The following is a 24,315-nucleotide window of genomic DNA, read 5'->3' as shown; positions in this document are numbered from 1 at the left end:
GGGCAGTATTACCAGCGCTTGCGCGCCGTTCCAAATCGCAGGCCCAGATGTGCCTTGCGCCTGCGTAAATATTTCCCATGCTGATAGCGTGCCCGCAGGCGCTCATTGGTGACCACCAGGCCCACCGTTTCACCGATTACCAGCACGATGCCAAACACCGGCAGCACCAGCATCAGGCCGGCGATACCGGCAACCGCGCCGCCGATAAAAATCATGACAACTGAAATCAGCGGATGGATGCGCAGGCTTTTGCCTATCGTCATCGGCATGTACAGGAAATCGTCCAGCAGGCGCAATACAATGAACAGGCCTGCTGCCCAGTAAGCCATGGTCGGATCGGTTGGGAAGGCCGACGCCGCCACCGTCACCACTATAAAGCCGCCCACCACGGAGCCGATATACGGTACCCAGGCCAATACTGCCGAAAGCAGGCCAAGCGCTAGTGGTGCCGGCATGCCTATCACCCATAAGCCGACTGCCAGTGTCGCAGTGTCCAGCACCGTCAGTTGTATCAGGCCGCGGAAATAGGCCAGCGCCGCCCGGTCCACTTCATGCAGCAGTTGTAGCGTGGTCTCGAAAAAAGCGTTAGGCACCGAGCGGCTGAGGAAAACCTTGAAACGCTGGCCGTCCTTCAAGAAAAAGAAGGCCAGCAGAGGCACCAGCAGCAGCGCCGGTGCCCAGGTAGCGGCTCCCATCAATACCGGTTCGACGATCTCTGAAATAGTGCCGGTCGCATGGCCGAAGCGGCCATTGAGCGTCCTGGATAAATGCGCTTGTGCCAGCACGCTGAAATTTTCCTCCAGCGCGGCGACCGTATTCAGCGCAAGCGATACCGCTCCATTCACATAGCGGCCTATCAGCGCCTGGCTATTGGACAGCCGCATCAAGACCCGTGGCAGGAACAGGATAGTGGCAAGGAAGCCGACCGTGACAAAACCGAGAATCACGGACAGCGCCGCACGCTCGCGGCTAAGGCCCAGGAACATCAGTCTTTCCATGAAGGGAAACAGCAGGTAGTACAGTATCAGCGCCAGCAGGAAGGGCGTTACCAGCCACAGCAGTTTCTGGAACAGGAACAGCAGTACGCAGGTGGTAGCGATCACGCTTAGCAATACAAACGGGCCGGATGCAGTAGTGCCGCGTGCATACTGGTTGATGTCAAAGTCGCTTTTCTCGTCATCCCTGTCAAAATACTTACTTTCTTCCCCGCTATCACTGAATGCCGGCTCCTGTGCCCTGGTATCCGCCTGCGTTTTGGCGGCGGCTTGTTGCACGGCCGCGATCATATGTTCTTCAGTCACTTTTCGCTCCTACAGATGCAGCGTAGTGCCGGTACGCATCGCAGTTTGCCTGACAATATGCGCAAGGTGGCGCGCCATCTGCAGCAAGACTTTATTCGATAGCACGACGTGGGTTTCGGCCAACGCTGCCAGGTCGGCGCGGAACATCACTACCAGCTTGCAATCTTCTGCGGCACGCGCAACGGCGGAGCGCGGTGCATTGTCCAGCAAGGCCAGTTCGCCGAAAAAACCTCCTGGTTGAAAACGGACGATTTCTTCTTCCACTCCGCTGGACCTGCGCGATACCGAGACAGCGCCCGACAAAACGATGTAGATCGCCTGGCTGTCTTCGCCTACGTCGAAAATCAGCTCGTCCTTGACATAGTCCCTCTCATGCAGCATTGCATCAATGGTGCTGAACTCCCGCTTGTTCAGTGTTTCGAACAGCATCACAGAGCGAAGCTGCTCATAACGCAGGCTAAAATGTGGCTTAAAGAAAGGAAATTTGGACATGGAGCTGGTCTGTAGTAGAGGCTGGAAGAGTTTCAGGCGCTAGACTGCTCGCCACTGCAGATTATCCGACACATTGCCGAATCTGCGGCATTTGCCCGGAAATATTTTCTCCAGGCATTAAAAAATAAGACGCGCCCGATCCGCCTGAAGGGCAGGGAGCCGGCTCACTTGGCGAATGCAACAAATTCGCCACGCAGATGGCCAGCGGGTTTTCCTTCAAACTCCAGCACCGCCGTGACAGCAATGCGGGCGCGTCCCTTGCGGCCCAGCATGCGCAAGAAGCCCTGCCAATCCGCATCGCTGATCTGCGAGCGTGCGCTGAACGCGCCGCTGACCGGTAATTCATACTCCATGGTGTTGCGCTGTATGATCAGGTCGTTCTTGATGCCAGCCTGTTTCAACCTTACCTGGACCAGCGACCACGCGGCCAGAATGGCCACGGCGGAGGCGCTGCCGCCAAACACGGTTTCCTGGTGGTTGATATTGGGTGCCAGGGGAGCGGTCAGCACGATGCTGTCCTGGCTGCTGTGCGCGACTTCTACCTGCATGGCCTTTGATAGCGGAATGTGTTCGTACAGATATTGCTGCAGATCGATTTCTTTCACTCTTGGTCCTTGCTTGGCATGGTCGACAGATTAAGACTGGTTCGGAAACACGACTGGTTCGGTGCCGCGGTGTTTTAACCTCACCACGACAGTGCCGGCAAGCTTGTCATGCCAGCCTTGTTTTCTTTTGTCGAACAAGACCCAGAAAAAGCCGAGGCATAGCGGTATCAAGGAAATGTAATAAGCGATATAGCGGATGATATGCTGTTTGGTAGTGGGTGGCAGTCCGGTATTGGCATCGACTATTTTCGCGCCTATCGCCATCTTGCCCGGTGTCGCGCCTTTCAACAGCCAGAATGCCAGGATGATCAGGGCAGGGAGTACATAGCTGAAAAATATATTGGTCCAGCCCGTCAGTTCCAGGCCACTGGCCAAACTGTCGGCGCCATACCAAACGAGCAGGATTGCAATCAGCAGGATAGTCAGTAGTACGGTGTCTATGATACTGGCCCACAGGCGCGGGCCGAATCCTACGTATTCGAGTTCTGTCACATCCATTATTTATCCCTAAAGGCTGGCCGTCACATCGACGGCAGGCATCATGTTACGCCAGATTGCATTCCACTAAGTATTCACCAAGTATTACGTCTTCTTTGATATCGGCTGTCTCTCCGCCGTTGCCACGCATCCTATAGATTTCGCTGAATTTCATCTCTTTTATTTCGTCTCTTGTATTTCACATCATTTATTATCATTGTAATATTTTCATCATACAATCGCGTATCCGCGCTAAAGCGCGGATTTTATGCACTGGTGAACCTTCTTTCCATTCTCCCTGGATTTCTACTGTGAAAAAAATCTTTGCGCATACAGCCATCGCTGCTTCCCTGCTGTGCTCCATTCCTGCTTTTGCGGGTGACGCTGCCGTGGTTGCCGCTGCGCCTGCTGTGCCCGCGCCGGTACCTGCATTCAAAACCGATAAATATGAGTCTTCTGAACTGGTACAGGCAATGCGAGCCGTTAGTGCCGAACTGAAGGCTTTGCAGGCGTTGAATTTGGCGCCCAAGGCAAAGATTGCAAAATACAACAGCTTCGACTTTTCTCCGGCAACCCGGCAAAAACTATTGAAGGTATTCGGCACCGAAAAACCCTGGAAGTTGCAGGCGGTGCCGCGTGCCGATGGAAAAGTGGATGTTTCCCTGGCGGTGGACGCGCTGAATTACACGGATCCTGTCATACAAGGGAAAGTGCAGTGGGCCGCGCTCAACGGCGTCTCTACCTACGATTCCACTTTTCATCATGCAGACATCAAGGGGACCTTGCCCTGGTTCAGCCTTGAACACAATGACGGCTGGACCTTCAAGGCAGAAGACATCAGCGTACAGAGCGCGCAAGACCTGAATGCGCACCGTTTGTGGCTGGGCGATGCCAGTTTCAGGATTGCTTCGATGCGGGTGGATAACGCCGGGTCCAGCACGCTGGCGCAGATCAATGACACGCAAGTGCAGGTGGGTCTGTCGCAGCGGGCCCAATTGGTCGATATGAGCTATTCGATTTCTACACAGTCGGTCAAATGGGAGAAAGATGAGCTGGGGCCGACACGTGCGGCCTTCAAAATGCATAACCTGAGCGAAAAGGCGATGGCCCAGTTGCAGCAGGAAGTGGAAAAGCAGGCGCGCGGCAAAGCACCGGTCAAAAAGCAAAATGAAGCCATGCTCGCCTTATTCAAAAAAGATGGCTTGAAATTGCTGACGCCGGCTACCTCCCTCGATGTACAGGAAATTTCTGCCGTTTACCGTGGATTCAAGGCCATGATCAGCGGCAAGCTGTTTTTTAAAGATGCGCGCCAAAGCGACCTGACATCCTTTGCCAAAATCAAGGAAAAGCTGGTCGCTCATTTTGACTTTGAAATGCCTATGGGTCTGGCAGAGGAAATTGCACGGCTGTTTTCCCGAAAATCGCTGGAGCAAAAAGCAGAGAAAGGCCAGCCGGTGGCGGATGATGCGGTGAACCAGATGGCTAACCTGATGGTGACCCAGATGGTGGAAAATTTGCGTAAGCAAAACCTGATACTGGTGGATGGCGACACCCTGCGTAGCAGCGTGGATTTTGCCAGCGGAAAATTTTCCGTCAACGGCAAGCCTGTGCCATTCAATTTGCCGAAAACAGGGAAGTAAAATCGGGGGAACGCGCGTCTCCCGGTTCAGGCGTAGGTATCGATAGTCGGGGTGCTTGTGCTGGCGCTGGTGTTGCTGCTGCTCTTGATAATGCCGGTAGCAGTAGCCGTGGCATTACCCGCAGGGATGCTGGAAGTGCGGGAGGCCGGCACCGGCATGGGCTTGATTTTTAGCGCGGCCTTGTTCGTTCCGCCATCCGGCGCGGATTCCTGCGCCACTTCTGCGCCCGATGTCTTGCCTTCCTGTCTTTTCCCTTGCCTGGCCTGCTCTGCCAGCAGGCGAGTCAGCGACTGGTTCATCAGCGTCAATTCCGCCTGCATCAGCTTGAGCTGTTCCAGCTTTTGTTTAGGATCGCCCGAATTATCGTTGATCCGCTTCTTGATATCCTTCTGCAATTGGGCAATGCGTTTCATCAGCGCAGCGACCTCGTTGGCGCTATCGCCGCCGCTTGAGCCAGCGACGGTAGTGACATTGATGCCACGGGAAATGGAAAGGCTGGAGTCTATCATCGCTTACCTGTCAATTTGCTAACAATGTAAATAACGGCAATGGACAGATAAACTTTAGACAACGCAGGCCTGTTGTCTAAAGTTTATTTTTGCAGCAGATGTTTTCTACTGAGGAGCAGCGACGACGGTATTACGACCGGTTGATTTGGCCGTTTGCATGGCCTTGTTGGCGCTTTGCAGCAAGTCTTCAAAGCTGCGCTTGTGTTCGGTCACGGTGACCACGCCGAAACTGGCCGTCACTTTGACCGATAGCGGCCCGACATGGACTACGATGGCGGCGATCTTGCGGCGTGTTTTTTCTGCGACGACCATAGCCGCCGCCAGCGTGGTGGCCGGCAGTATCAGTGCAAATTCGTCGCCGCCCAGGCGACCGATTACGTCGGTATTCCTGGTCGCTTCACGGCAGCAGTCTGCCACCGCGCACAAGACCTTGTCACCGGCATCGCGGCCATAATCGGCATCGATTTTCTTGAATTGATCCAGGTTGATAACCACGACAGACAGCGGATGCGAGTAACGCTTGGAGCGAGCCACTTCGGTCTCGCCGCAGGTATTCAGGAAGCGCCTGTTATTCAGCTTGGTCAGGTCATCGATGTGGATGATCTCTTCCAGCTTTTCTACCGCGTGTATCAGATCAGACTGGTCGGCATAGGTCAGCATGCTGCCGCCGCGCGGCAAGGGTACGCATTCGAACTTCAAGACCCTGTCGTCGGACAGGCTCAGCAGCCGGGGGCCGTCATGGCCGGATTTCACTTGCGCGACACGATCGGCGATGTAGCTGTCCAGATGTTGCGGAGCAATGGGATAGGCGCCGGTCTGCGATGCGTGCTGTATCAGGGATTCAAAGGTATAGGTTTCGCCGCGCACATAGTCCGGCAGGGCCCACATTTTTCGGAAGGAGCGGTTGATGAAGCGGGCTCTCAGGTCTTCGTCCAGCAGTACGATGCCATACTCGACCAGGTCCAGCGCGTCACGCATATTATCCAGCAAATTGTCCATTTTATTTTTTATAGCGATGTTGAAGAATTTTTATCCGCTAAACATGGATGAGACGCTGCGGCATTTCGGCCATGCCCCAAGATTTTCAGGGCATGGCATGCCGTATATTACTACCGGGCCTACACTCTGGCAAAAGAGTTTGCCCGGTTCCCCCGTTATGGTTTCGCCAGTGCGACAGTTTTGCCGCTGCCGTTTCCCTTCAGGTGGGCATCCAGGAACTCCAGTATCTTGCGGTTGGCCTCCATCTGATTTTTCTTCTTGGAAAAACCGTGGCCCTCATCGGCAAACACCACATACTCTACCGGTACGCCATTCTTTTTGACCGCATCGACGATTTCATCGCTCTCCGGTTTGATCACGCGCGGATCATTGGCGCCCTGTATCACCATCAGCGGCGCGCGAATTTCCTTCGCATGGAAAAGCGGTGAGGTCGCAATCAAAAAGTCCTTGTCGGCGACAGGGTCGCCTATCTCTTCATACAGGGCCTTGCGGAAGGACTCCCAGTACGGCGGTATGCTTTCCAGCGTGCGCAGCCAGTTGCTGACACCAAAAATGTCTATGCCCACTTTGAAGGCTTCCGGCCGGAAGGCCAGGGCTGCCAGCGTCATGTAGCCGCCGTAGCTGCCGCCGATGATGCCTACGCGCTCGGGATCAATGTAGCCCAGGCCGGCGAGGTAGGTTTTGGCCTCAACGCAATCCCATAATGGCTCGCGGCCATGCTTGCGGTCATCCGCCTTGTAAAAGCTTTTTCCATAGCCGCCACTGCCGCGATTATTAATGCCTAGCACTGCATAGCCGTGATTGACCAGGTATTGGATCTGCGCACTGTAGCCGCGCTTGGTCTGGCCGCCGGGTCCTCCATGCACATACACCAGCGCCGGCACCTTTGCACTGGCGGAGGCGCCGCGCGGTTTATAGTAAATGGAAGGCACCACCATGCCGTCAAAGGACTTGAAGCGTACAACTTGCGCTTCCACCAGATCGGCTGGATCGATTTCCTTGCTCAGGCTTTGCGTCAGTTGCTTTACCTGTTTGCTCTTGAAGTCATAAACGAACAGATTGCTGGGAGACTGGTCGCCATTGACATAAAAGGCCATGCGGCTGCCTTTGCCGGAAAACTGGAGGCCGCGTATCTCGCCCTTGGGCAGCTTCGGCAGTTTGACTGCTTCTTCCCTGGTACCTTGTACCAGGCGTATCGCAGTGCTGCCGTCTTCGTTGACGCCGGTGACCCGGAAACGCCCGTCCTTGGAATAATAGGTAAATACAATATCCCAATCAGCTTTTTCCACATCCTTGAAGGTGCCGCTGCCCAGATCATAGCTGCGCAGCGCGGTAAATTCCCCATTCTCGTCGGTAGTAAACAGCAGCCGCTGCGATTGAGGATCGAAGCTCTGAGCGCCATAGTTGATGCTGCCCATGTGCGGGGTCAGGTTCTTCAGTATCTTGTTGCTGATGTCATACAGATAGATTTCGTTATCGGATGTCGTATTCGGCTTGCCCAGCGCTACCCAGCGCTGATTGCGGCTGATATCCGCGATGTTGAAGCCCTGTTCGTTTTTGAACAGCAGTTCGCGCGAGAAGCTCTTTGTGTCGTAGCGGTAAAGGTCGAAATATTTGGGGTCGCGTTCATTGGTGGTCACAAAAAAGCTGGTGCCGTCTTCAGACCAGGATACGAAGCTGGCCTTCAGCTTGTCGCCCGGTGTGATGTCCTTTTCGCTGCCGTCTTCATTGCGCACATACAGATGATTATTTTCATCGCCGCCCTTGTCATGGGTGAACATGATGCGGTCGTCATTGGGGAAAAAGCTGACCGAGTAGGTGCTCTCGCTTGTCGATTTGGTCAGTTGTTCGGGCTTGCCGCCGGCAACAGGAATGACATAGACATTGAAGATGCCGGTTTCATTGCTGCTATACAGGATGCGATTTTCATCTGCGCTGAAGGATGCGCCGAGGATGGACGTCGTCGCCATGAATTGCTCTATCGTGTAGCGCTTGACGGCCTTGCTGCCGGCTTTGGGGCTTTCTTTGGCCGTAGCGGATGCGGTGCCTGATTCTGCAGCACCGGCGCAAATAGCCAGAATGCCTAAACTGGCTGCGCAAGCCATGGCAGTGAGCTTCTTAAACAAAAAAGACGACTCCATATTATTCTCCCTGAAGTGGATGGCCCCGGTTTGTTGCAGCTTGACGCGAATTAAAGGATATTAGTCCAAAAAAGTTCAAAAACAACAATAATTTGCGCCGGTGTTGGTATCTGGTGATACCCGGGCTCATTCTTTTGCCTCCGGTCAAGAACGGGGCAAGCCTGATATCATGCCGGGTGGCTGACGCTGGTCAGCATTTTTTTTGAGGAAAAAGGAATGAAATTAGGTCTGTTGACGCTGGGCGCTGCACTGGTCACGAGCCAGGTGCTGGCCGCCGCTGCAGATGCGCCGGCTGCCAAGGCAGCGCGCGGTTTTACGGTAGAAGATCTGGTCAGCATGGAACGGGTAGGCAACCCGGTGCTGTCACCGGACGCAACACGCATGGTGTATGCCGTGCGTGCCACCGAGCTGGACAAGAACCGCGGCCATACCGAGATATGGATGCTGGACCTGCGTTCAGCCAAGGCAGTGCCGCAACGGCTGACGCAAAGCGAAGCCAGCAATAGTGATCCTGAGTGGTCTCCCTCTGGCGATGCGATCTATTTTCTGTCGGCCCGTTCCGGCAGTTCCCAGGTATGGCGCCTGCTGCTGAGTGGCGGCGAAGCTGCCAGGGTGACCGATTTTCCGCTGGACGTGGATAATTTCCGCCTGTCGCCTAAAGGCGATGGCCTGGCATTGAGCATGGCGGTATTCCGCGATTGCGCAGACCTGGCTTGCACCAAGGCGCGCCTGGATGAACAGGCCAAGAACAAGGCCAGCGGTCGCATGTTCGACAAGCTGTTTGTACGTCACTGGGATACCTGGGCCGACGGCCGCCGCTCTGTGCTGTTCTCGGCCAAGCTCGACGTCAATGGCCGTCTGACAGGCACTCCGGTCAATTTGTCAGGTTCACTGGATGCCGATGTGCCGTCCAAACCTTATGGTGACCATGAGGAATACCGCTACAGCCCCGATGGCGCCAATATCGTATTTTCCGCGCGCATCGCCGGCAAGACCGAAGCCTGGTCCACCAACTTCGACATCTACCAAGTACCAGCAGCAGGCGGCAAGGAGCCACGCAACCTGACGGCCGACAATCTCGCCTGGGATACCCGCGCGATCTACTCGCCGGATGGCCGCACCCTGGCCTACCTGGCCATGACCCGTCCCGGCTTTGAAGCAGACCGTTTCCACCTGGTGCTGATGGACATTGCCAGCGGCAAGAAACGCACGCTGGCAGACCAATGGGACCGCTCGGTAGCGGATTTCCTGTGGGCGCCGGATGGCAAGAGCTTGCTCGTCGGCGCTGATGATCTCGGCCAGCACAAGCTATTTTCGATTGCCGTTGCCGACGGCAAGGTGACACCGCTGACCGGCAAGGGCTGGGTCAATGGCTACGACGTGCAGGGTAAGACCACCGTTGTTTCCTATGCCAACCTGAGCGCAGGCGCGCAGTTGTTCAAGCTCAATCCTGGCTCGGACAAAATGACGCAATTGACGCACTTGAACGAAGAGGCTCTGGCCAATGTGCGTTTTGGCGAATATGAGCAGTTCTCGTTTGCCGGCGCCAATGGCGATACCGTGCATGGCTATGTGATGAAGCCGTGGAATGCGCAGCCGGGTGTCAAATACCCGGTTGCCTTCCTGGTGCATGGCGGCCCGCAGGGCAGTTTCGGCAACGAGTGGGGCTATCGCTGGAATCCACAAACCTATGCCGGTGCAGGCTATGCATCTGTATTCATTGATTTCCACGGTTCAACCGGTTACGGCCAGGCTTTCACCGACGCCATCAGCGGCGACTGGGGCGGCAAACCATTGGAAGACCTGAAAAAGGGCCTGGATGCCGCGGTGAAGAAATTCCCTTGGCTGGACCGCGACCGCAGTTGCGCGCTGGGCGCTTCCTATGGCGGTTATATGATGAACTGGATACAGGGCAACTGGTCCGACGGTTTCCGTTGCATCGTCAACCATGACGGCGTGTTCGATACCCGCGGCATGTATTACTCGTCCGACGAGATCTGGTTCACCGAGTGGGAAAACGGCGGCCCTTACTACAAGGCGGCAGAAAAACACGAGAAATTCAACCCGGCCAACTTCGTCACCAACTGGAAGACGCCTATGCTGATCGTACAGGGCGAACTGGATTTCCGTATTCCTACGACCCAGGCTCTGGGTGCCTTTACTGCCCTGCAGCGTCAGGGCGTGGAAAGCAAACTGCTGGTTTTCCCGGATGAAAACCACTGGGTACTGAAGCCGGCCAACTCGGTGCTGTGGCATCACACAGTCAATGACTGGCTGGATCATTACCTGAAGCCGCAGGCAGGCAAGTAAGCAAAAGTAAGCAAGCAAGACCAGGCAAACAACATAGGCCGGCATGAGTGTCATATTCATGCCGGCCTGTTACATCTTCCAGTATCTCCCCCATGATATATTAGCGGCTGGTGCATAAGCGGCCGATTCGGGATGCGGGCATCGGACCGACCTTCTATTTCGTGGGAGCATTATGAGACTGGCCAAGTTCATCATCAGCAGCATGGAGCCTATCCTGGCCGAATGGGAAGCCTTTGCCAGGACGCTGATGCCGGAAGCGCGCAGGATGAGCTCACTGACTCTGCGCGACCATGCCAAACCCATCCTTACCGCGATTGCCAATGACATAGACCGCAGCCAGGCCGCCAGCCAGCAGCGGCATGAAGGCTTGCCCGTCAAAGGCAGTACCGATTATGAAACTCCTGCAGCAGCGCACGGTGCCCTGCGCAGGACCAGCGGTTTTGATATGCAGCAACTGGCGGCAGAATACCGCTCCATGCGCTCCAGCGTTATCAAACTCTGGATGGCGCAATTGAGCGATGACGACAACTGGTCGCTGGATGAAGTACTACACTTTAATGAGGCAGTAGACCTGGCGATGGAGCAATCGATTATCAGCTATGGAGAAGAAGTATCGCGTTCGCGCAATACCTTCCTGGCTATCCTTGGCCACGATCTGCGTAGTCCTTTGTCGGCGATAACGATGGCAGGCTCTTACCTGCATGTCGCGACCACACTGCCGGACGGCAAGCAGGCGCAGATTGCAACCACCATCAGCCGTAGCGCCGCTACGATGGCACGCATGATCAAGGATTTGCTGGATTACTCCAGTACCCGTCTGGGCAAAAGCCTGCCGCTGAATCCGGTCAGGGGCAACCTGGCCACTTTATGCCAACTGTCCATCGATGAAATCAGTTCCGCGCATCCGGAAAAACAGTTAATGCTGAGCACCTCAGGTGATCTGGAAGGTGTGTTTGATCCTGACCGCGTGCAGCAGGTCTTGTCCAATCTGCTGAACAATGCGGTGCAGCACGGCGCCATCGATTCTCCCATTCGTGTCAGTCTGAAGGGCGGACCGGAATCCATTATCTTGCAAGTGCAAAATTTTGGCCCGCCGATCGCCAAGGAAGATATCCCGTCGGTATTTGATCCGCTGGTCAGAATACCGACCGATGAGGTATCGCAAGACAACTGGCAGGACACCAGCCTTGGCCTGGGCCTGTACATTGCACGCCAGGTCATGATAGGACATGGTGGAACGATTAATGTGGAGTCTGACGAGGCCAGCGGCACCGTGTTTACCTGCGTGTTTCCACGCCAGTAGAGGCAAAAACGGCGAGCCTATACCGGCCCGCCTATCCGTATCGGATCAAGTCCAGAGTATCAGCTTGCGGCCTTCCTTGTCGCTGAAACTGCCGATGACGATCATGATGAAATCAACCAGCGCCCAGATGCCAAAGCCGCCAACTGTCAGCAGTTGCAGTATTCCTGTACCTATCTTGCCGACATAAAAGCGGTGCACGCCGAGGAATCCCAGGAAAAAACAGAGTATCGCCGCCGGTAGTATGCGTTTTTCCGAAACAGGGCCGCTACTCACCGCTTGCTGTGGCGCGCCGCATTGTGGACAGTTAATTGCGGTCTCGTGGATTTCCTTGCCGCAGCCTCTGCAAAATACCATTGCCATATGTTTACCTTATTTATTCTGTTGATATTATCGCAAGGCAATGTACGCGATACCTGTGTGTTTGGCAAGCCTGTATTTGTCTGTGTCCTGACGTTCATCCGGCTTTGTGTTGCATGAAGCCCGCCAGTATCTGCAGCAGATTACGGGTCGCGCCATCGACTACTGCGTGCGGCCGATGCGCAATGCCTATATGCCGCATCAGGGCAGGTTTCAGCGGAAGCACCTGCATCTCCGAGTGCAACTCCACTTTGCCAGGATGCTCCAGCGGCAGCAGGGCCGCGCCATAGCCTGCGGCGACCAGGCTCTTCATCGCTTCGGTATAGTTCAGCTCTATCCGTGCCCGCGGTGAATAGCCGGCTGCCGCAAACCATCCCATGGTCAGCTCATACATATGCGTGGTCGGCTCATTGAAGATCAGCGCCTTTTCAGCCAGCCATTGCGGTGTGATGCGTTTGGGAGCGGCCCAGCGCGCCGGCAGGAAAGCCATCATGGGATCGCTGCGCCAGTGGCTCAGCACCAGTTCCCTGGACGGTGGCTGCGGCGTCGCTACCAAGCCAATCTCCAGGCTGCCCTGATGCAGCCTGGCCATGGTTTCGCTGGAGCCCAGGATATTCACCTCAACATCGATATCCGGGTAAGTACGCTGCATGGTGTCCAGCACTTGCGGCAACAGATGCACCACTACACCGGTGGATGTGCCCAGTCTGACCCGGCCGGTACGGCCTTCCACCTGCTGCTTTACCGCATCAACGGCATCGTCCGCATCACGCAGCAGGCGCCGTGCGCGCTCCACCAGCGTCGCACCGGCAGCGGTGGGCAGCACGCGCCTTCCGCCGCGCACCAGCAATTGCGCATTTACCCTGGCCTCCAGCTCACTGATATGCAGGCTGACGGTAGGCTGGGCCAGATGCAGCGCGGTTGCCGCTGCAGAAAAAGTACCCAGGTCGGTGATGGATACCAGCGTACGTAGCTGGTCCAGGTTTAGTTCTCTCATCAGTTTTTCTGATAGCTTGAATCATAAATTTCAACTTCCCTAATTCTACCTCATGCCGCAACATGGAAGCCTCGAATACAGGAGGCACATCATGTTATTCAATCTCTTTGCAACGATCTTCGGGCAGCGATGGAGCCGCCGCACCCAAGGCCAGGCGCAGCAGTTGCGCGGCATGAGCGACCTGGAACTCAGGGACCTGGGGATGGGGCGCAGTGAAATACCCGCTATGCTGAGCGAGCATATCCGGGCCTGCGAGGAAAAGGCCTGGGGGAACAGGCTTTAAGGCGTGTTCCTAAGGTTTTTGAGCAGGGACGGGCAATATCAGCGTCACGGTCAAGCCGCCGCCTTCGCGGTTGCTCAGGCTGATCCTGCCGCCGTGCGCTTCAATGATTTCCCTGGTCAGCGCCAGGCCCAGACCAGTGCCGCTGCGCTTGGTGGAGTAGAAGGGCACCAGGGCATTGGACATTACCGCGTCTATCATGCCGCTACCTTTGTCTGCTACTTCTATGCGGACCAGATTCTGTATGCGATGTATGGCCAGCGTTACATCTTGCGCTGCCGAGCCGGATTCATGCGCATTTTTCAGCAGGTTCAGCAGAGCGTGTTCCATCTGCGCGAGGTCAAAACTGATCCTGTCTTCCGGCAAGGAGCTGGCCAGCGTGAACGCCACCTGGGACTGCAGGCCGGCGACAAAGCTGCGCCAGTCGGTGCTTTCCATCCTCGGAGTAGGGAGCTTGGCAAAGCTGGCATAGCCGTGGATAAAGCTTTCCAGGTGGCGGGTGCGCTCTTCTATGGTTTGCAGAATTTGCGGCAGGCGCTCGGTTTGTCCGCGCCTTACCAGTTCGGCGCCGGAATGGGCAAGCGAGGCCACAGGCGCCAGCGAATTATTCAATTCATGGCTGATCACGCGTATCACTTTTTTCCAGGTCTGCACTTCCTGGCGGCGCAGTTCTACGGTCAGGTGGCGTAGTAGCAATAGCTCATGGCTGCGGCCGTTCAGGCTGAAACTGCGGCGGGCCAGGTGATAGACTTCTTCTTCCTCATCGCTACCGGCGCTTTCCGGATCATCTGCCGGGTTGGCAGTGAACAAACCGTCTCCGCCTTTGTCTATTGCTTCGCGCAGCGAGACCGATGCCTGCTGCAAGATATCTTCCAGCGTATGTCCCTCCAGCTTGCGGCCCTGATTCAGTAGTTGGCGGGAAGCCAGATTGGCAAAGACAATATGCCCGTGGTCGGCAACCAGCAGCATTGCCACCGGCGTGTTTTGCACCATGGTATCCAGCAGCAGTTCGCGCTGCATCAGGTCCAGCCTTTGTTCGCGCAGCACATTGCCCAGTTCATTATGTGCCTGCACCAGTTCCTTCAGCTCATCTTGCCGGTGCCAGTGCAAGCCAAAGGAATAGTCGCCATCCTGATAGCTGATGACGGTGCCTCCCAGTGCGCGGAACAGCGCCAGCATAGAGCGCAACTGGCTACGTACCAGTGCAATGCCCACCGGCAGCGTGATTAGCAAGGTGACGGCGGCGGCCAGCACAGGCTCCTTGGGCATGGCCTTGTCCAGTGCCAGCATCAGTCCTATTGCCAGCGCCATCATCAACGCTATGATCAGTGAAAAACGCGCAGCCAGCGACAAGGGGAGGCCGCGTCTGGCGCCGGGCTGTTGATTTTCTGGCAGCTTGCTCATCCGGTCCGGCTGATGCCCAGCCTGTCCATGCGCCGGTACAAGGCTTGCCGGCTCAGGCCCAGTTCTGCCGCAGCCTGTGCAACTACTCCCCCGGCCCTGGCCAGCGCCTGTTCTATCGTGGGCCCGTCCAGTTCTATGTCGATATTGGCAGTGTTCAATATGGGCGCAGGCAAACCCAAGTCAGCCGCCTTGATCTCATTGCTCTTGGCAAGCAGTCCGGCGCGCTGCATTACGTTTTTCAGTTCACGCACATTGCCTGGCCAGCGATGCTGTTGCAGTGCCGCCATAGCAGCAACATCCAGCGTCTTGCCTGTACCCAGAAAGTACTCTGCCAGCGGAATGATATCGTCCGGCCGCTCTGCCAGTGCCGGCAAGTTGAGCTGTATCACATTCAGCCGGTATAGCAAATCCTCGCGGAAACTACCGGCCCTGATCATGGCCGGCAGGTCGGCATTGGTCGCGCTGATCAGCCTGACCTTCACCTGCCGTTCACGGTTGGAGCCCAGACGCTGGAAGCGGCCGGTCTCCAGCACGCGCAGCAGCTTCATCTGCCCGGCCAGAGGCAGGTTGCCGATTTCATCCAGGAAGAGTGTGCCGCCATCTGCAGCTTCGAACTTGCCGTCACGCGCCTTGCTGGCGCCGGTATAGGCGCCGGCTTCGGCACCGAATAATTCAGCTTCTATCAGTTCGGAGGGAAGGGCGCCGCAGTTCAGTACCACAAAAGGCCCATCCTTCACGCTGGAATTGGCCTGGATGATTTCCGCAATGCGCTCCTTGCCGGAACCATTGGGGCCGGTGATCAGCACCGATACGTCGGAGCGCGCGACCTGGCAAGCCATGTCCAGCACTCTTTCAGTTGCAGCATCCTGCCAGACCAGCTTGCGTAAATCGTAATTCTGTTCCAGCTCACGCTTTTGCTTGCGCTCGCGCTGCACCCGTTGCTGCAAGGCCCGGTTAACCTGGCCCAGCTCCATCAGGTTCTGCACTGTTGCAATCAGGCGCTGGTCATTCCAGGGCTTGGCCAGATAATCCGCGGCACCCGCCTTGATCAAATCTACCGCCGCATCCAGATGGGTCCATGCCGTCAGCAAGATCACCGGCAAGTCAGGATGGCTCTTGCGTATCTTCTGAAACAGCTCCACGCCTTCGACGCCGGAGGTGGTGTCTGCAGTGAAGTTCATATCCTGTATCACCAGATCCACCGGCGACTTTTCCAGCACCGCCAGGCCTTCTTCCGGCGAAGACGCGCTGATGGCTGCAATGTCGTGCAGGGATAGCAGTACCTCCAGCGCGATAGCTACGGAGTGGTTGTCGTCTATGATGAGTACGGTGGGCATGGGCTTAGGATAACATTTAGGTAATGTGTAATCAAACTTACTTATTGTTTGGGTTGGTGGTTATTGAGATTGCTGGCCGGGGGTAGCCCGGCGGCTACTCACTTTCTTTGCTTCGCCAAAGAAAGTAAGCCAAGAAAGGCGACCGCAAGCCTCGCCCCTTCGGGGTACCCGATTATGCGGCACAAAAAATGGGAAACAGGCGAAACTCGCTGCGCTCAGACACACCTGTTTCTGATCCATTTTCTGTACCGCACAATCGGCGAGGCTCCGAGCGGTTTAAGGTCAAAATCCAAGTCAAAAACAGCTGCAACCAGATTCTCTAATTTTGAAGAGACGCAATCTCATAAACTCCAGCGGCTTGATTTTGATGTTGGGGTTGTTTTTGAAGTGCCTCCGCTGGGGACGCAGCATTTTGTGCATTACAGAAAATGAATCAGAAATGAACGTTGTCTGAGGTGTAGCAGGGGTTTCACGGAGCACTGCTCCGTGCCTGCGGAACGGTATCCGCTTGCAAGCGGATATGCGCCCTGCAAGGGAAGCGAGTTTCGTTCATTTCCCATTTTTTGTAATGCAGCAAAATGTGATGGCGCGAAGCGCCATCACCCGAAGGGCAAGTCTGCGGTCGCCTTTCTTTGCTTCCTTTCTTTGGCGAAGCAAAGAAAGGAAGTAGCCGCCGGGCTAACCCCGGCCAGCAATCTCAAAACCCCTGCAACCTTGAGCGAGAGCATCCAGCATAAAGTATGCTTCGCCAAGCGCCATCACGCGCTACGCGTAGCCGTAGCCGGCGAGATACTCGCCGCCCGCAACGCCGGCCCATATACCGCAAATATCCCCAGCAACCAGAATATCGCTGCCCCAGTCAGCATATAGCTGACAGGCAGCTTGGCCAGTTCCAGTTGGCTGACCAATAGCTGGTTCAAGGCGATAGCCAGCAGCAAGCCGCTGGCGATGCCGCCGGTCGTGATCAGGATGTTTTCGGTGATGAAATAGCGCAGGATGTCTATCTTGCGCGCGCCCAGTGCGCGGCGTACGCCGATTTGCTTGCGGCGTTGCGCCACCCATAAGGTAGTCATGCCGACGATGCCGCTGGTGGTGACCAGCAATAGCAGCGCGCTGACGACGATCAGCAGGCCAGCCAGTGCCTTGTCGGCGCGGTAGCGGGAATTGCGGTCGCTTTCTATCGTCTTGATCTTGATGGAGACTGCGCCTGGGCCTATCTTGCGCATTGCGGCTTCAGCTTCCTTGATGATGCGGTCGCGCTGGCCGGGTTCCGTCCTGACCAGGTATTGGGCAAAATCCCTGCGCTCCGGCAGGATGGTGGAGTATTCGCCACGTATGCCGGCTTGGGCGCCGATAGTTTGCAGACGTTCCACCACACCGATGATGCGGACCTCTTCAGCATCGTCGCCGGTACCGAAGTACATAGGCTTGCCGACTACGCTGCCTGTATCCGGATAAAGCAGTTTGGCCAGCTCTTGCGTGATAATAACGACTTTCGCACTGGCATCGCTGACGCTGGGATCGGTTTCCAGTACGTCATCCGGGGTGAAGTCGCGGCCTTCCAGCAGTTTGAGACCCAGTGTATTGATCAGGGAGTCCGATGTAAAGTAGTTGGATGCCGGTGTTCCCTGGGCCTGCTTCCTGTCGGATGCTACACCGGTAGTGCCGCCGGAGCGGCTCATCGGAACCTGGTTGGTGGCGGCAACGGAGAGCACGCCGGGTATGCCTTTCAATATCTGATGCGCCCTTTGCTGCTGGGCGATGTTTTCATTGAAATTCATCTTGTTGACGGTGTTGATCGCCAGCCTGAACACCGAGCTTTCGTCCGCAATGCCGCTCGGGCGGGCCGATACTGCCTGCCGGATGTTGACGATATATAGCGAATTGGTGAGTATTGCCAGGCTGATGGCGACCTGGATTGCCACCAGCAGCGGTGCGGTTTTATTGCGCAGCAGCGCAGAAAAAATAGGGCGAATTTCCATGACAGTCCTTTTCGATTGTCTATATTTACTGGGACTTCAATTGCAGCGCAGGCGTTACCTGGCAGGCGCGCCAGGTCGGCAATAGCCCTGCCAGCACGCTGGCCGATACCGACAGCAGGAAGGTGATGCCCAGCATCATCCAGTCCATGCCCGGCACGACCGACAGGCCGGCCGACTGGTCCGCAATGATGCGCATACCGAGAAAACTCAGCGGCAAGCCGAGCAATCCACCAGCCAGGCCGACGACGGCGGTTTCAATCAGGAATTGCTTGAAGATTTCGGCGCGGGTGGCCCCCAGCGCACGCCGCACGCCGACTTCGGATGCCCGTACCGAAAACTTGGCCAGCAGCAGGCCTACGGTATTGACCAAGCACAGCAGCAGGAAACCGAAGGACAACCACACCGACAATTTGCTGTCGCTGCGGACGATGCTCAGGTTGTCCATCCATTCCATCACATTGAACAGCTTGTTCGGCGCATTGCGCGGCAGGCGGCCCAGTTTTCTTTGCTCGTTCGCATAAGCATTCAGGTAATTTTGCAGGTCCTGACGATCGGATTCCGTTTTGGTTTCGAACCAGAATTGGAGCCAGGTGCATTCTGAATCCAGGAAACCCTGGAAGCCCGGCGTGACATTGTCACGACAGGTCACACTGCCGCTTTGGCCGAATTCCATGCGCACTGCGGTAGCGAAAGGAATGAAGATGCCTTCTTCGCCATTGAAGCTGCCGCCGCTGCCGTTGATCAGATGAGTGTAGCGAGGAACAGGGTTCCAGGTATCCAGCACGCCGACGATCTGGAAATCATTGCCATGCAGGCGCAGATGCTTGCCGAGCGGGTTGGTCTTGCCATACATTTTTTCGCTTTGCAGGCGGCTCAGCACGATGACGCCGGTGGCGGCCTTGTCTTCCGCTTCGGTCCATGGCGCACCGTACAGAAAGGGCGTCTCAAACATCGCAAAGTAATCGCTGGAAGTGGCTAGGCCGGCGACTTCCATCACAGGCATATCAGCACGCTCGGGTTCTATATTGTCTGCGATGCCGGAGATGACAACCCTGCGCACTCCTTGCTTGCTGGCGAGCAGATTCATTGCGTCCCTGTAGGTCATCTGGTTGTCTTCGGCCTTGTTGCCCGGCGAGTAGCCTTTCAGTGGGCCGTTATCCAGCAGCGGCACCAGCAATCTGCTGCTTTTATGCGGAATAGGGTCGCTGGACATCACTTGCAGGATGGTCAGTGTGGATACGCTGGCTGCCACGCCGACTGCCAAGGTTAGCACCATCAGCGCGGTTAGTGCCGGATTGCGGCGCAGGCTGCGTACGCCCAGCAAAAAATAATACTTGAACATGGCGCCTCCTTATGATGCTGCCGCAGCGGCAGTGTGCACTGCGTTGGCATCGAATAGCGACGGCGTCTTGCGCACCAGGTCGCTGACCTGGCCGTCGATGATATGCACATTGCGTTGCGCGCGTACTGCCAGTTCAGGATCATGCGTGACCATCAGTATCGTGGTGCCGCGCGCATTGATATCTTCCAGCAGTTCCATCACGCTGCGCGCCATCTGGGTATCCAGGTTGCCGGTAGGTTCATCCGCCAGCAGCAATTTGGGGCTGCCGGCCAGTGCGCGCGCAATAGCGACCCTTTGCTGCTGCCCGCCGGACAGCTCGGCAGGATAGTGCTTCATGCGCGACGCAAGGCCCACTTGGCTCAGCGCGTCTTCTATACGTTCTTTGCGTTCGGCAGCGTTGAAGCCGCGATAGCGCAGCGGAACATCGACGTTATCAAACAGGCTTAGATCGGGAATCAGGTTGAAGCCCTGGAAGATGAAGCCCAGTTTCTCATTGCGCAAGCGGGAGCGTGCATTGTCGTCCATGCCTTTGACGTTGACGCCGTCCAGCAGGTAATCGCCGCCGGTGAATTCTTCCAGCAGGCCGGCAATATTGAGGAAGGTCGTTTTTCCGGAACCGGAAGGGCCGGTCACGGTAACGAACTCTCCTTCCTTCACATGAATTTCAAAACCACGCAGTGCGTGTGTTTCTATCATATGGGTGCGGTAAACTTTGCTCAGGTTGTTCATGCGTAGCATAACGGGCCTTCCTTCTATGAATTGATTTTTGTTGTCTTGTTTGCTGGCTTGCTGGTTTATTCGGTTATTCAGTTACTCAGTTGTTGATCGAAACGCTTGCTGCATTTTCAAAATTGTCGGTACCGGCGATCACGACCTTGTCGCCTTCCTTCAGGCCTTCCAGTATTTCCACTGCCGTCACGCTGGTGGCGCCCATTTTGATAGGCTTACGGCGGGCTATGCCGTTTTCCAGTACATAGGCAAAGCGTCCTCCTTCGTTTTCCACAAAAGGGCCGCGCGCCAGCATCAGCACGTTCGGCTTTTCTTCTATGAGCAGGCGGGCGGATACACGCTGGCTCTGGCGCAGGCCGGGTGGCTGGTCACCGCTGAAGCGCACGCGCGCCAGCACGATGTTTTTCACCACTTCGGGCGACAACGCAGACAGCTTGCCCACTGCTTTCACGCCGTTGATATTGAGTTCCACATTCATGCCCAGGCCCAGGTCGGCCACGTAGCTTTCTGGAATTTCCACTTCCACTTCCAGTTGCGATAAGTCCACCAGCGTCATCAGCGCAGTATTGGCGGCTACCACGCTGCGGTTGGCGACCGACAATGTGCCCACCACGCCGTCTACCGGCGCGCGCAATTTCAGTTCATCCACGCGGCGCTGCGCATTGTCGCGTGTCAGCCTTTGCTGTTCCAACTGGCTGATCTTGGTTTTCAGTGCCAGATCCACGTCTTCATTTTCCAGCCCGGTTGCCAGCTCCGCGTGTTTCGAACGTATCTCGGCGGATTTCAGCGCATCCTGCGCCTTGAGGAAATCGATCTTGGCGACTACGCCCACAATGCCGGCCGCTTCTATGCGCTGGTAAGTGCGTTGGGCGGATACGCGATCAATCTCGGCCTGGTCGGCATCGCGCCTGGCCAGCAGTTTTTGCTTGCGCGCCAGGATGCGCTGGCGTGCTACTTCCGCCTCTAGTTGTTCATAGCTGGCCTGTTCGCGTTTCAGCTCATTGCTGAGGTCGGGTGACTCCAGTTCTGCAACGATATCGCCTTTCTTGATCGAGTCACCGGCCTTCACCTTCAGGGTCACGGTGCTGGGGGCGGTGGAATACAGGGTAGGGCTGACTGCCGCGACCATGCGGCCATTGACTGCTGCATCCCGGACCAGAGTGCCGCGGCTGACTTGCGCCACGCTCAGGCGTGCCAGGCTGACAGACTGCGTGCTGCCGCGCCACGCAGACAGCAAGAACACGGCTGCGACGGCGGCGATCACGGCTGCACCACCCCAGGCGAGGAATTTCTTGTTGCGCCAGCCCTGTGGTGTGGCAATTACTGAATCTTGTGCGGAAGTGTCACGGATCATGGTCGTATAGGAAAAAATAGCTTATTGCCTTATAGGCATGAAATGTGCCAACGTGCGCTGTGGGCTAAGTGATTGATTTTTATGGGTTTGTTTTTGTGCGGCGTTTGTCCGCAGTGTCCGCAGACTGTCCGCTTGCTGCGGGCGGACAAGGGTGGCTGGAGAGAAAAGAGGGGCAGGGAGGACGGGCCAAGGGCCAGTGCCTCATCAGGCAGTACGCTGCGTATGCTGGCGCAGGTAAAAGAACTGGAATTGCCCACAGACGTCCACCTTCAGCGTCACCATGCTCATGCCCGGAGCGACATGGGCTTCTACATGGCAGTGTTCAATGATGTCCGCTGCTTCAGCGATAGACCTTGGGAGCATGTGCTGCATACTCATCGTTTCCAGCCGGTAGACGCTGACGCTATCCTGATCGTTGAACCAGATGAAACCCAGCAACAGAGTCGCCGCCAGACCGCACAAGCCGGTGGCCAGCCTGGCTGCAAGCAGGCCGGCAGAGCGTTTCAGTTGTGAAAAGGAGTTGGGGTTCATGTCAGTATCCTATTGGTGGACAGTGACAGTTGTGCATAAAGCGTGCCAGCGTTGCCTGGTGCGCAAGTATTTGATTTATAAGAGAAATTGAATTTTCCCTACGGAACGTTTCTGCGGGCGGACAGTGTCCGCGCTGTCCGTAACCGCCGCCGGACAGCATGGAGTTGTGAGTGGAAGATGCAAAAAAATCGCGCCCGATGTCGGGCGCGATGTGGGGTACAAATAACAGCTGGGACCTAGCCCGGCTTAATGTGCATGCTTGATGGCTAGTCCGGCTTTTTTCAGCGCATCTACCGTGCGCATGCCGCTGCGCCGGTAAAGCCGGTAAAAGGACATGAAGAGGCTCATTTCCATACTTTGGCTTTCAGGTGGTTCCAGTTACCGACCAGGCGGTTCACGCTGGACAGTTTGGCTGCCTGGCGGCATGCGGCGCAATCGCATACAGGTTGCTTGCGATCGCGTACGCCGGCGGCATAGGCTTTGGCTTGTTCAAAGGTCATGATTGCACCATCAGGGAAACGCCGAGTACGCCCGGCAGGTTGTAAGCGGCATCCATCACCGCATTGCGTTCGCCTATGCTGGTGTAGACCACGGTGGCCGTCTGTGTTTTTGCTGTGATTGTGTAGCTCATAATGTTCGCTCCTCAGATCTTTAATGGCAGATCAATGTTTTTCTGGAACAGCGCATTGATCAATGTGGCCAGTGTAGGGAGGAAGCGGTTTCCGATAAAGGAGGCTATCTGAAATTCATTATTAATAGTCATGGAATAATCGCTTTTCGCTATCGTCATGATAGGAAAGTCTTTATTCCGAAGCATCGGTGATCGGTGAAGGGTGAAGAGTGAAGAGGGGCGAGGCACGACACTCGCGCCCCTGAGGCAGGGCCTGCTTACAGAACTGCGTCTATCAGTAGTTGCGGCGATAGCAGGCGTATGCGCCGGTCTACAAAGTAGCCTCCGGCCTCGGTATAGCGCAGGTAATGGCGCCCGCACTTTTTGCAGACGGCAACGGTGCAGCGGTTATACGGATAATACAGAGGTGCAATCGGCGCATCCGGCGAATCGTAATGCGTGCCGGCGGGGTGGTATTCGGTAAAGGTGGGTTCGGCGTAAGGGTCTTCAAACAAGGTACCCACGTCCTGCAGGTTTTCTTCATCCAGCGAGAGCGGCACGCTGATCCAGCTTTGTAGGTCCAGCTTGCTGCATGCACAGTCGCTGTTCGTATGCTCAGGTTTTCCAGCCAGTGCGGCCAGCGCGGAAAAATCCAGCTTGGGGAGGTCGGTCATTGCGAAAATCTTTTCTTGATGGGTGTCGCCAGCAGTTTACCGCAGTTTAGCTTAGGTGCCTGAATCGGGTTTGTCCTGGCCCCTTGCCGGAGCGCCTGATTGCAAATCGCTATATTTTTAGATATATTGCGCTTATATATTTCTCATTCACGGCTATCCAGGATACTTACCATGACCTTCAAAAAAACAGGCTTCGCGCTGGCAACTTTCATCACCATGCTGTTTGTTGCGATGGCGCAAGCGCAGGCCGGCGACCTGACTGTTTCCGGCGCAGCCAGCCTGACAGATGCCTTCAAGGAAGTGGGCGCGGTGTTCCAGGCCAAACATCCTGCGGTTAAAGTGCAGTTCAATTTTGCCTCGTCCGATACCCTCCTGCAGCAAATCGCCAAAGGCGCACCGGTAGATGTTTTTGCGTCTGCAGACCAAGGCACCATGAACAAGGCTGAGGCGCAAAAGCTGATCACCACGGCCTCTCGCAAGAATTTTGTCGGCAATAGCCTGGTCGTGATTGTGCCCAGCGATAGCTCGGCGACGGTCAAGGCAGTGGCTGATCTGAAGCAGGCCAACTTCAAGCGCATAGCCATCGGCAATCCAGCCAGCGTGCCGGTAGGGCGCTATACCAAGGAAGTGCTGGAGGCAGCAACCGTCTGGCCTGCGCTGGAAGGCAAGATGATACTGGCGCAGAACGTACGCCAAAGCCTGGACTACGTGGCGCGCGGTGAAGTCGATGCCGGCTTTGTGTATGGCACCGACGCGGCGATACAGCGCGACAAGGTAAAAGTGGCGCTGACCGTGCCTACGCAAAAGCCGATCACCTATCCTATCGCCGCAACCAGCGCTGCCGCCAATGCTGCAGAGGCGGCGCAGTTCGTCGAATTTACTCTGACGCCTGAAGCTCAGGCCATCTTCGCCAAATACGGATTTACCAAACCCTGATACCC

General features: G+C 56.1%; 24 protein-coding genes. 5 read left to right on the top strand and 19 right to left on the bottom strand.

Going from position 1 to position 24,315, the window contains the following annotated elements:
• Positions 1-8: 8 nt before the first annotated feature.
• The 4 genes from IEW12_RS06905 to IEW12_RS06890 form a co-directional block, all read right to left on the bottom strand.
• Positions 9-1,301 carry an AI-2E family transporter gene (locus tag IEW12_RS06905; RefSeq protein WP_229750958.1) on the bottom strand — a complete coding sequence of 431 codons (1,293 nt, stop codon included), beginning with the start codon at positions 1,299-1,301 and terminating at the stop codon, positions 9-11.
• A gap of 9 nt (positions 1,302-1,310) precedes the next feature.
• Positions 1,311-1,730: a cyclic nucleotide-binding domain-containing protein gene (locus IEW12_RS06900; RefSeq protein WP_188565191.1), complete on the bottom strand. Its 420-nt coding sequence runs from the start codon at positions 1,728-1,730 to the stop codon at positions 1,311-1,313.
• A gap of 227 nt (positions 1,731-1,957) precedes the next feature.
• Positions 1,958-2,398: a YiiD C-terminal domain-containing protein gene (locus IEW12_RS06895; protein WP_188565190.1), complete on the bottom strand. Its 441-nt coding sequence runs from the start codon at positions 2,396-2,398 to the stop codon at positions 1,958-1,960.
• 30 nt (positions 2,399-2,428) lie between these two features.
• Complete coding sequence (locus IEW12_RS06890; RefSeq protein WP_188565189.1) at positions 2,429-2,896, bottom strand: RDD family protein; 468 nt, start codon at positions 2,894-2,896, stop codon at positions 2,429-2,431.
• 290 nt (positions 2,897-3,186) lie between these two features.
• Here IEW12_RS06890 and IEW12_RS06885 point away from each other — a divergent pair, with 290 nt between their 5' ends.
• Entirely contained in the window at positions 3,187-4,515 is a 1,329-nt protein-coding gene (locus IEW12_RS06885; protein WP_188565188.1) for a DUF945 family protein, read from the top strand.
• Positions 4,516-4,541: 26 nt separating this feature from the next.
• Here the strand turns inward: IEW12_RS06885 and IEW12_RS06880 are convergent, their stop codons facing one another.
• The 3 genes from IEW12_RS06880 to IEW12_RS06870 all read right to left on the bottom strand — a co-directional run bounded on the left by IEW12_RS06880 (position 4,542) and on the right by IEW12_RS06870 (position 8,164).
• Positions 4,542-5,024, bottom strand: a complete 483-nt coding sequence (locus IEW12_RS06880; protein ID WP_188565187.1) for a FlxA-like family protein — start codon at positions 5,022-5,024, stop codon at positions 4,542-4,544.
• Between the two features lie 105 nt (positions 5,025-5,129).
• Positions 5,130-6,023, bottom strand: coding sequence for a GGDEF domain-containing protein (locus IEW12_RS06875; RefSeq protein ID WP_188565186.1), 894 nt, complete (start codon positions 6,021-6,023; stop codon positions 5,130-5,132).
• 155 nt (positions 6,024-6,178) lie between these two features.
• On the bottom strand, positions 6,179-8,164 hold the full coding sequence (locus IEW12_RS06870; protein ID WP_188565185.1) for a S9 family peptidase: 1,986 nt from the start codon (positions 8,162-8,164) through the stop codon (positions 6,179-6,181).
• 216 nt (positions 8,165-8,380) lie between these two features.
• On the opposite strand from IEW12_RS06870, the gene IEW12_RS06865 reads away from it, so the two are divergent.
• Together IEW12_RS06865 and IEW12_RS06860 are read left to right on the top strand one after the other, a co-directional pair.
• Complete coding sequence (locus tag IEW12_RS06865) at positions 8,381-10,474, top strand: S9 family peptidase (protein WP_188565184.1); 2,094 nt, start codon at positions 8,381-8,383, stop codon at positions 10,472-10,474.
• 172 nt (positions 10,475-10,646) lie between these two features.
• Positions 10,647-11,777 carry a sensor histidine kinase gene (locus IEW12_RS06860; protein WP_188565183.1) on the top strand — a complete coding sequence of 377 codons (1,131 nt, stop codon included), beginning with the start codon at positions 10,647-10,649 and terminating at the stop codon, positions 11,775-11,777.
• Positions 11,778-11,822: 45 nt separating this feature from the next.
• Here IEW12_RS06860 and IEW12_RS06855 read toward each other — a convergent pair whose 3' ends face one another.
• Complete coding sequence (locus IEW12_RS06855) at positions 11,823-12,137, bottom strand: TM2 domain-containing protein (RefSeq protein ID WP_188565182.1); 315 nt, start codon at positions 12,135-12,137, stop codon at positions 11,823-11,825.
• 94 nt (positions 12,138-12,231) lie between these two features.
• Positions 12,232-13,131: a LysR family transcriptional regulator gene (locus tag IEW12_RS06850; RefSeq protein ID WP_188565181.1), complete on the bottom strand. Its 900-nt coding sequence runs from the start codon at positions 13,129-13,131 to the stop codon at positions 12,232-12,234.
• Positions 13,132-13,222: 91 nt separating this feature from the next.
• On the opposite strand from IEW12_RS06850, the gene IEW12_RS06845 reads away from it, so the two are divergent.
• Positions 13,223-13,414, top strand: a complete 192-nt coding sequence (locus tag IEW12_RS06845; protein ID WP_188565180.1) for a YjiS-like domain-containing protein — start codon at positions 13,223-13,225, stop codon at positions 13,412-13,414.
• A gap of 9 nt (positions 13,415-13,423) precedes the next feature.
• On the opposite strand, the gene IEW12_RS06840 is transcribed toward IEW12_RS06845, so the two are convergent.
• From IEW12_RS06840 to IEW12_RS06800, 10 genes are all read right to left on the bottom strand, one after another.
• On the bottom strand, positions 13,424-14,815 hold the full coding sequence (locus IEW12_RS06840; RefSeq protein ID WP_229750957.1) for a sensor histidine kinase: 1,392 nt from the start codon (positions 14,813-14,815) through the stop codon (positions 13,424-13,426).
• The gene (locus tag IEW12_RS06835; protein WP_188565179.1) at positions 14,812-16,152 is read right to left on the bottom strand and encodes a sigma-54-dependent transcriptional regulator; all 1,341 of its coding nucleotides are present in this window, start codon (positions 16,150-16,152) and stop codon (positions 14,812-14,814) included. The genes IEW12_RS06840 and IEW12_RS06835 overlap by 4 nt, the downstream gene beginning before the upstream one ends.
• 758 nt (positions 16,153-16,910) lie before the next feature.
• The gene (locus IEW12_RS06830) at positions 16,911-18,134 is read right to left on the bottom strand and encodes an ABC transporter permease (protein WP_188565178.1); all 1,224 of its coding nucleotides are present in this window, start codon (positions 18,132-18,134) and stop codon (positions 16,911-16,913) included.
• 25 nt (positions 18,135-18,159) lie between these two features.
• Positions 18,160-19,476, bottom strand: a complete 1,317-nt coding sequence (locus IEW12_RS06825) for an ABC transporter permease (RefSeq protein ID WP_188565177.1) — start codon at positions 19,474-19,476, stop codon at positions 18,160-18,162.
• A 9-nt stretch (positions 19,477-19,485) separates the two neighbouring features.
• Positions 19,486-20,214 carry an ABC transporter ATP-binding protein gene (locus tag IEW12_RS06820; RefSeq protein WP_188565176.1) on the bottom strand — a complete coding sequence of 243 codons (729 nt, stop codon included), beginning with the start codon at positions 20,212-20,214 and terminating at the stop codon, positions 19,486-19,488.
• Positions 20,215-20,290: 76 nt separating this feature from the next.
• On the bottom strand, positions 20,291-21,559 hold the full coding sequence (locus IEW12_RS06815; protein WP_188565175.1) for an efflux RND transporter periplasmic adaptor subunit: 1,269 nt from the start codon (positions 21,557-21,559) through the stop codon (positions 20,291-20,293).
• A 204-nt stretch (positions 21,560-21,763) separates the two neighbouring features.
• Positions 21,764-22,090, bottom strand: a complete 327-nt coding sequence (locus IEW12_RS06810) for a hypothetical protein (RefSeq protein WP_188565174.1) — start codon at positions 22,088-22,090, stop codon at positions 21,764-21,766.
• A 344-nt stretch (positions 22,091-22,434) separates the two neighbouring features.
• Entirely contained in the window at positions 22,435-22,590 is a 156-nt protein-coding gene (locus tag IEW12_RS06805) for a hypothetical protein (protein WP_188565173.1), read from the bottom strand.
• On the bottom strand, positions 22,587-22,721 hold the full coding sequence (locus tag IEW12_RS28995) for a hypothetical protein (protein WP_268237228.1): 135 nt from the start codon (positions 22,719-22,721) through the stop codon (positions 22,587-22,589). Before IEW12_RS28995 ends, IEW12_RS06805 begins: the two co-directional genes overlap by 4 nt.
• A 257-nt stretch (positions 22,722-22,978) precedes the next feature.
• Positions 22,979-23,374: a hypothetical protein gene (locus IEW12_RS06800; protein ID WP_188565172.1), complete on the bottom strand. Its 396-nt coding sequence runs from the start codon at positions 23,372-23,374 to the stop codon at positions 22,979-22,981.
• A gap of 171 nt (positions 23,375-23,545) precedes the next feature.
• On the opposite strand from IEW12_RS06800, the gene modA reads away from it, so the two are divergent.
• Positions 23,546-24,310, top strand: coding sequence for a molybdate ABC transporter substrate-binding protein (gene modA, locus IEW12_RS06795; RefSeq protein ID WP_188565171.1), 765 nt, complete (start codon positions 23,546-23,548; stop codon positions 24,308-24,310).
• The last annotated feature ends 5 nt before the right edge of the window (positions 24,311-24,315 follow it).

This window comes from Parundibacterium terreum (assembly GCF_014636315.1).
Classification (GTDB): Bacteria; Pseudomonadota; Gammaproteobacteria; order Burkholderiales; family Burkholderiaceae_D; genus Undibacterium; species Undibacterium terreum.
This window is presented reverse-complemented; position numbering and strand designations above follow the sequence as displayed.

Bases quoted from the DNA above. Each gene is read 5' to 3' on its own strand.
- IEW12_RS06900 (WP_188565191.1), bottom strand. From the start codon at position 1,730: ATGCTGTTCGAAACACTGAACAAGCGGGAGTTCAGCACCATTGATGCA.
- IEW12_RS06890 (WP_188565189.1), bottom strand. From the start codon at position 2,896: ATGGATGTGACAGAACTCGAATACGTAGGATTCGGCCCGCGCCTGTGG.
- IEW12_RS06880 (WP_188565187.1), bottom strand. From the start codon at position 5,024: ATGATAGACTCCAGCCTTTCCATTTCCCGTGGCATCAATGTCACTACC.
- IEW12_RS06875 (WP_188565186.1), bottom strand. From the start codon at position 6,023: ATGGACAATTTGCTGGATAATATGCGTGACGCGCTGGACCTGGTCGAG.
- IEW12_RS06870 (WP_188565185.1), bottom strand. From the start codon at position 8,164: ATGGAGTCGTCTTTTTTGTTTAAGAAGCTCACTGCCATGGCTTGCGCA.
- IEW12_RS06865 (WP_188565184.1), top strand. From the start codon at position 8,381: ATGAAATTAGGTCTGTTGACGCTGGGCGCTGCACTGGTCACGAGCCAG.
- IEW12_RS06860 (WP_188565183.1), top strand. From the start codon at position 10,647: ATGAGACTGGCCAAGTTCATCATCAGCAGCATGGAGCCTATCCTGGCC.
- IEW12_RS06855 (WP_188565182.1), bottom strand. From the start codon at position 12,137: ATGGCAATGGTATTTTGCAGAGGCTGCGGCAAGGAAATCCACGAGACC.
- IEW12_RS06850 (WP_188565181.1), bottom strand. From the start codon at position 13,131: ATGAGAGAACTAAACCTGGACCAGCTACGTACGCTGGTATCCATCACC.
- IEW12_RS06845 (WP_188565180.1), top strand. From the start codon at position 13,223: ATGTTATTCAATCTCTTTGCAACGATCTTCGGGCAGCGATGGAGCCGC.
- IEW12_RS06840 (WP_229750957.1), bottom strand. From the start codon at position 14,815: ATGAGCAAGCTGCCAGAAAATCAACAGCCCGGCGCCAGACGCGGCCTC.
- IEW12_RS06835 (WP_188565179.1), bottom strand. From the start codon at position 16,152: ATGCCCACCGTACTCATCATAGACGACAACCACTCCGTAGCTATCGCG.
- IEW12_RS06830 (WP_188565178.1), bottom strand. From the start codon at position 18,134: ATGGAAATTCGCCCTATTTTTTCTGCGCTGCTGCGCAATAAAACCGCA.
- IEW12_RS06825 (WP_188565177.1), bottom strand. From the start codon at position 19,476: ATGTTCAAGTATTATTTTTTGCTGGGCGTACGCAGCCTGCGCCGCAAT.
- IEW12_RS06820 (WP_188565176.1), bottom strand. From the start codon at position 20,214: ATGCTACGCATGAACAACCTGAGCAAAGTTTACCGCACCCATATGATA.
- IEW12_RS06815 (WP_188565175.1), bottom strand. From the start codon at position 21,559: ATGATCCGTGACACTTCCGCACAAGATTCAGTAATTGCCACACCACAG.
- IEW12_RS06810 (WP_188565174.1), bottom strand. From the start codon at position 22,090: ATGAACCCCAACTCCTTTTCACAACTGAAACGCTCTGCCGGCCTGCTT.
- IEW12_RS06805 (WP_188565173.1), bottom strand. From the start codon at position 22,590: ATGACCTTTGAACAAGCCAAAGCCTATGCCGCCGGCGTACGCGATCGC.
- IEW12_RS28995 (WP_268237228.1), bottom strand. From the start codon at position 22,721: ATGAGCTACACAATCACAGCAAAAACACAGACGGCCACCGTGGTCTAC.
- IEW12_RS06800 (WP_188565172.1), bottom strand. From the start codon at position 23,374: ATGACCGACCTCCCCAAGCTGGATTTTTCCGCGCTGGCCGCACTGGCT.
- modA (WP_188565171.1), top strand. From the start codon at position 23,546: ATGACCTTCAAAAAAACAGGCTTCGCGCTGGCAACTTTCATCACCATG.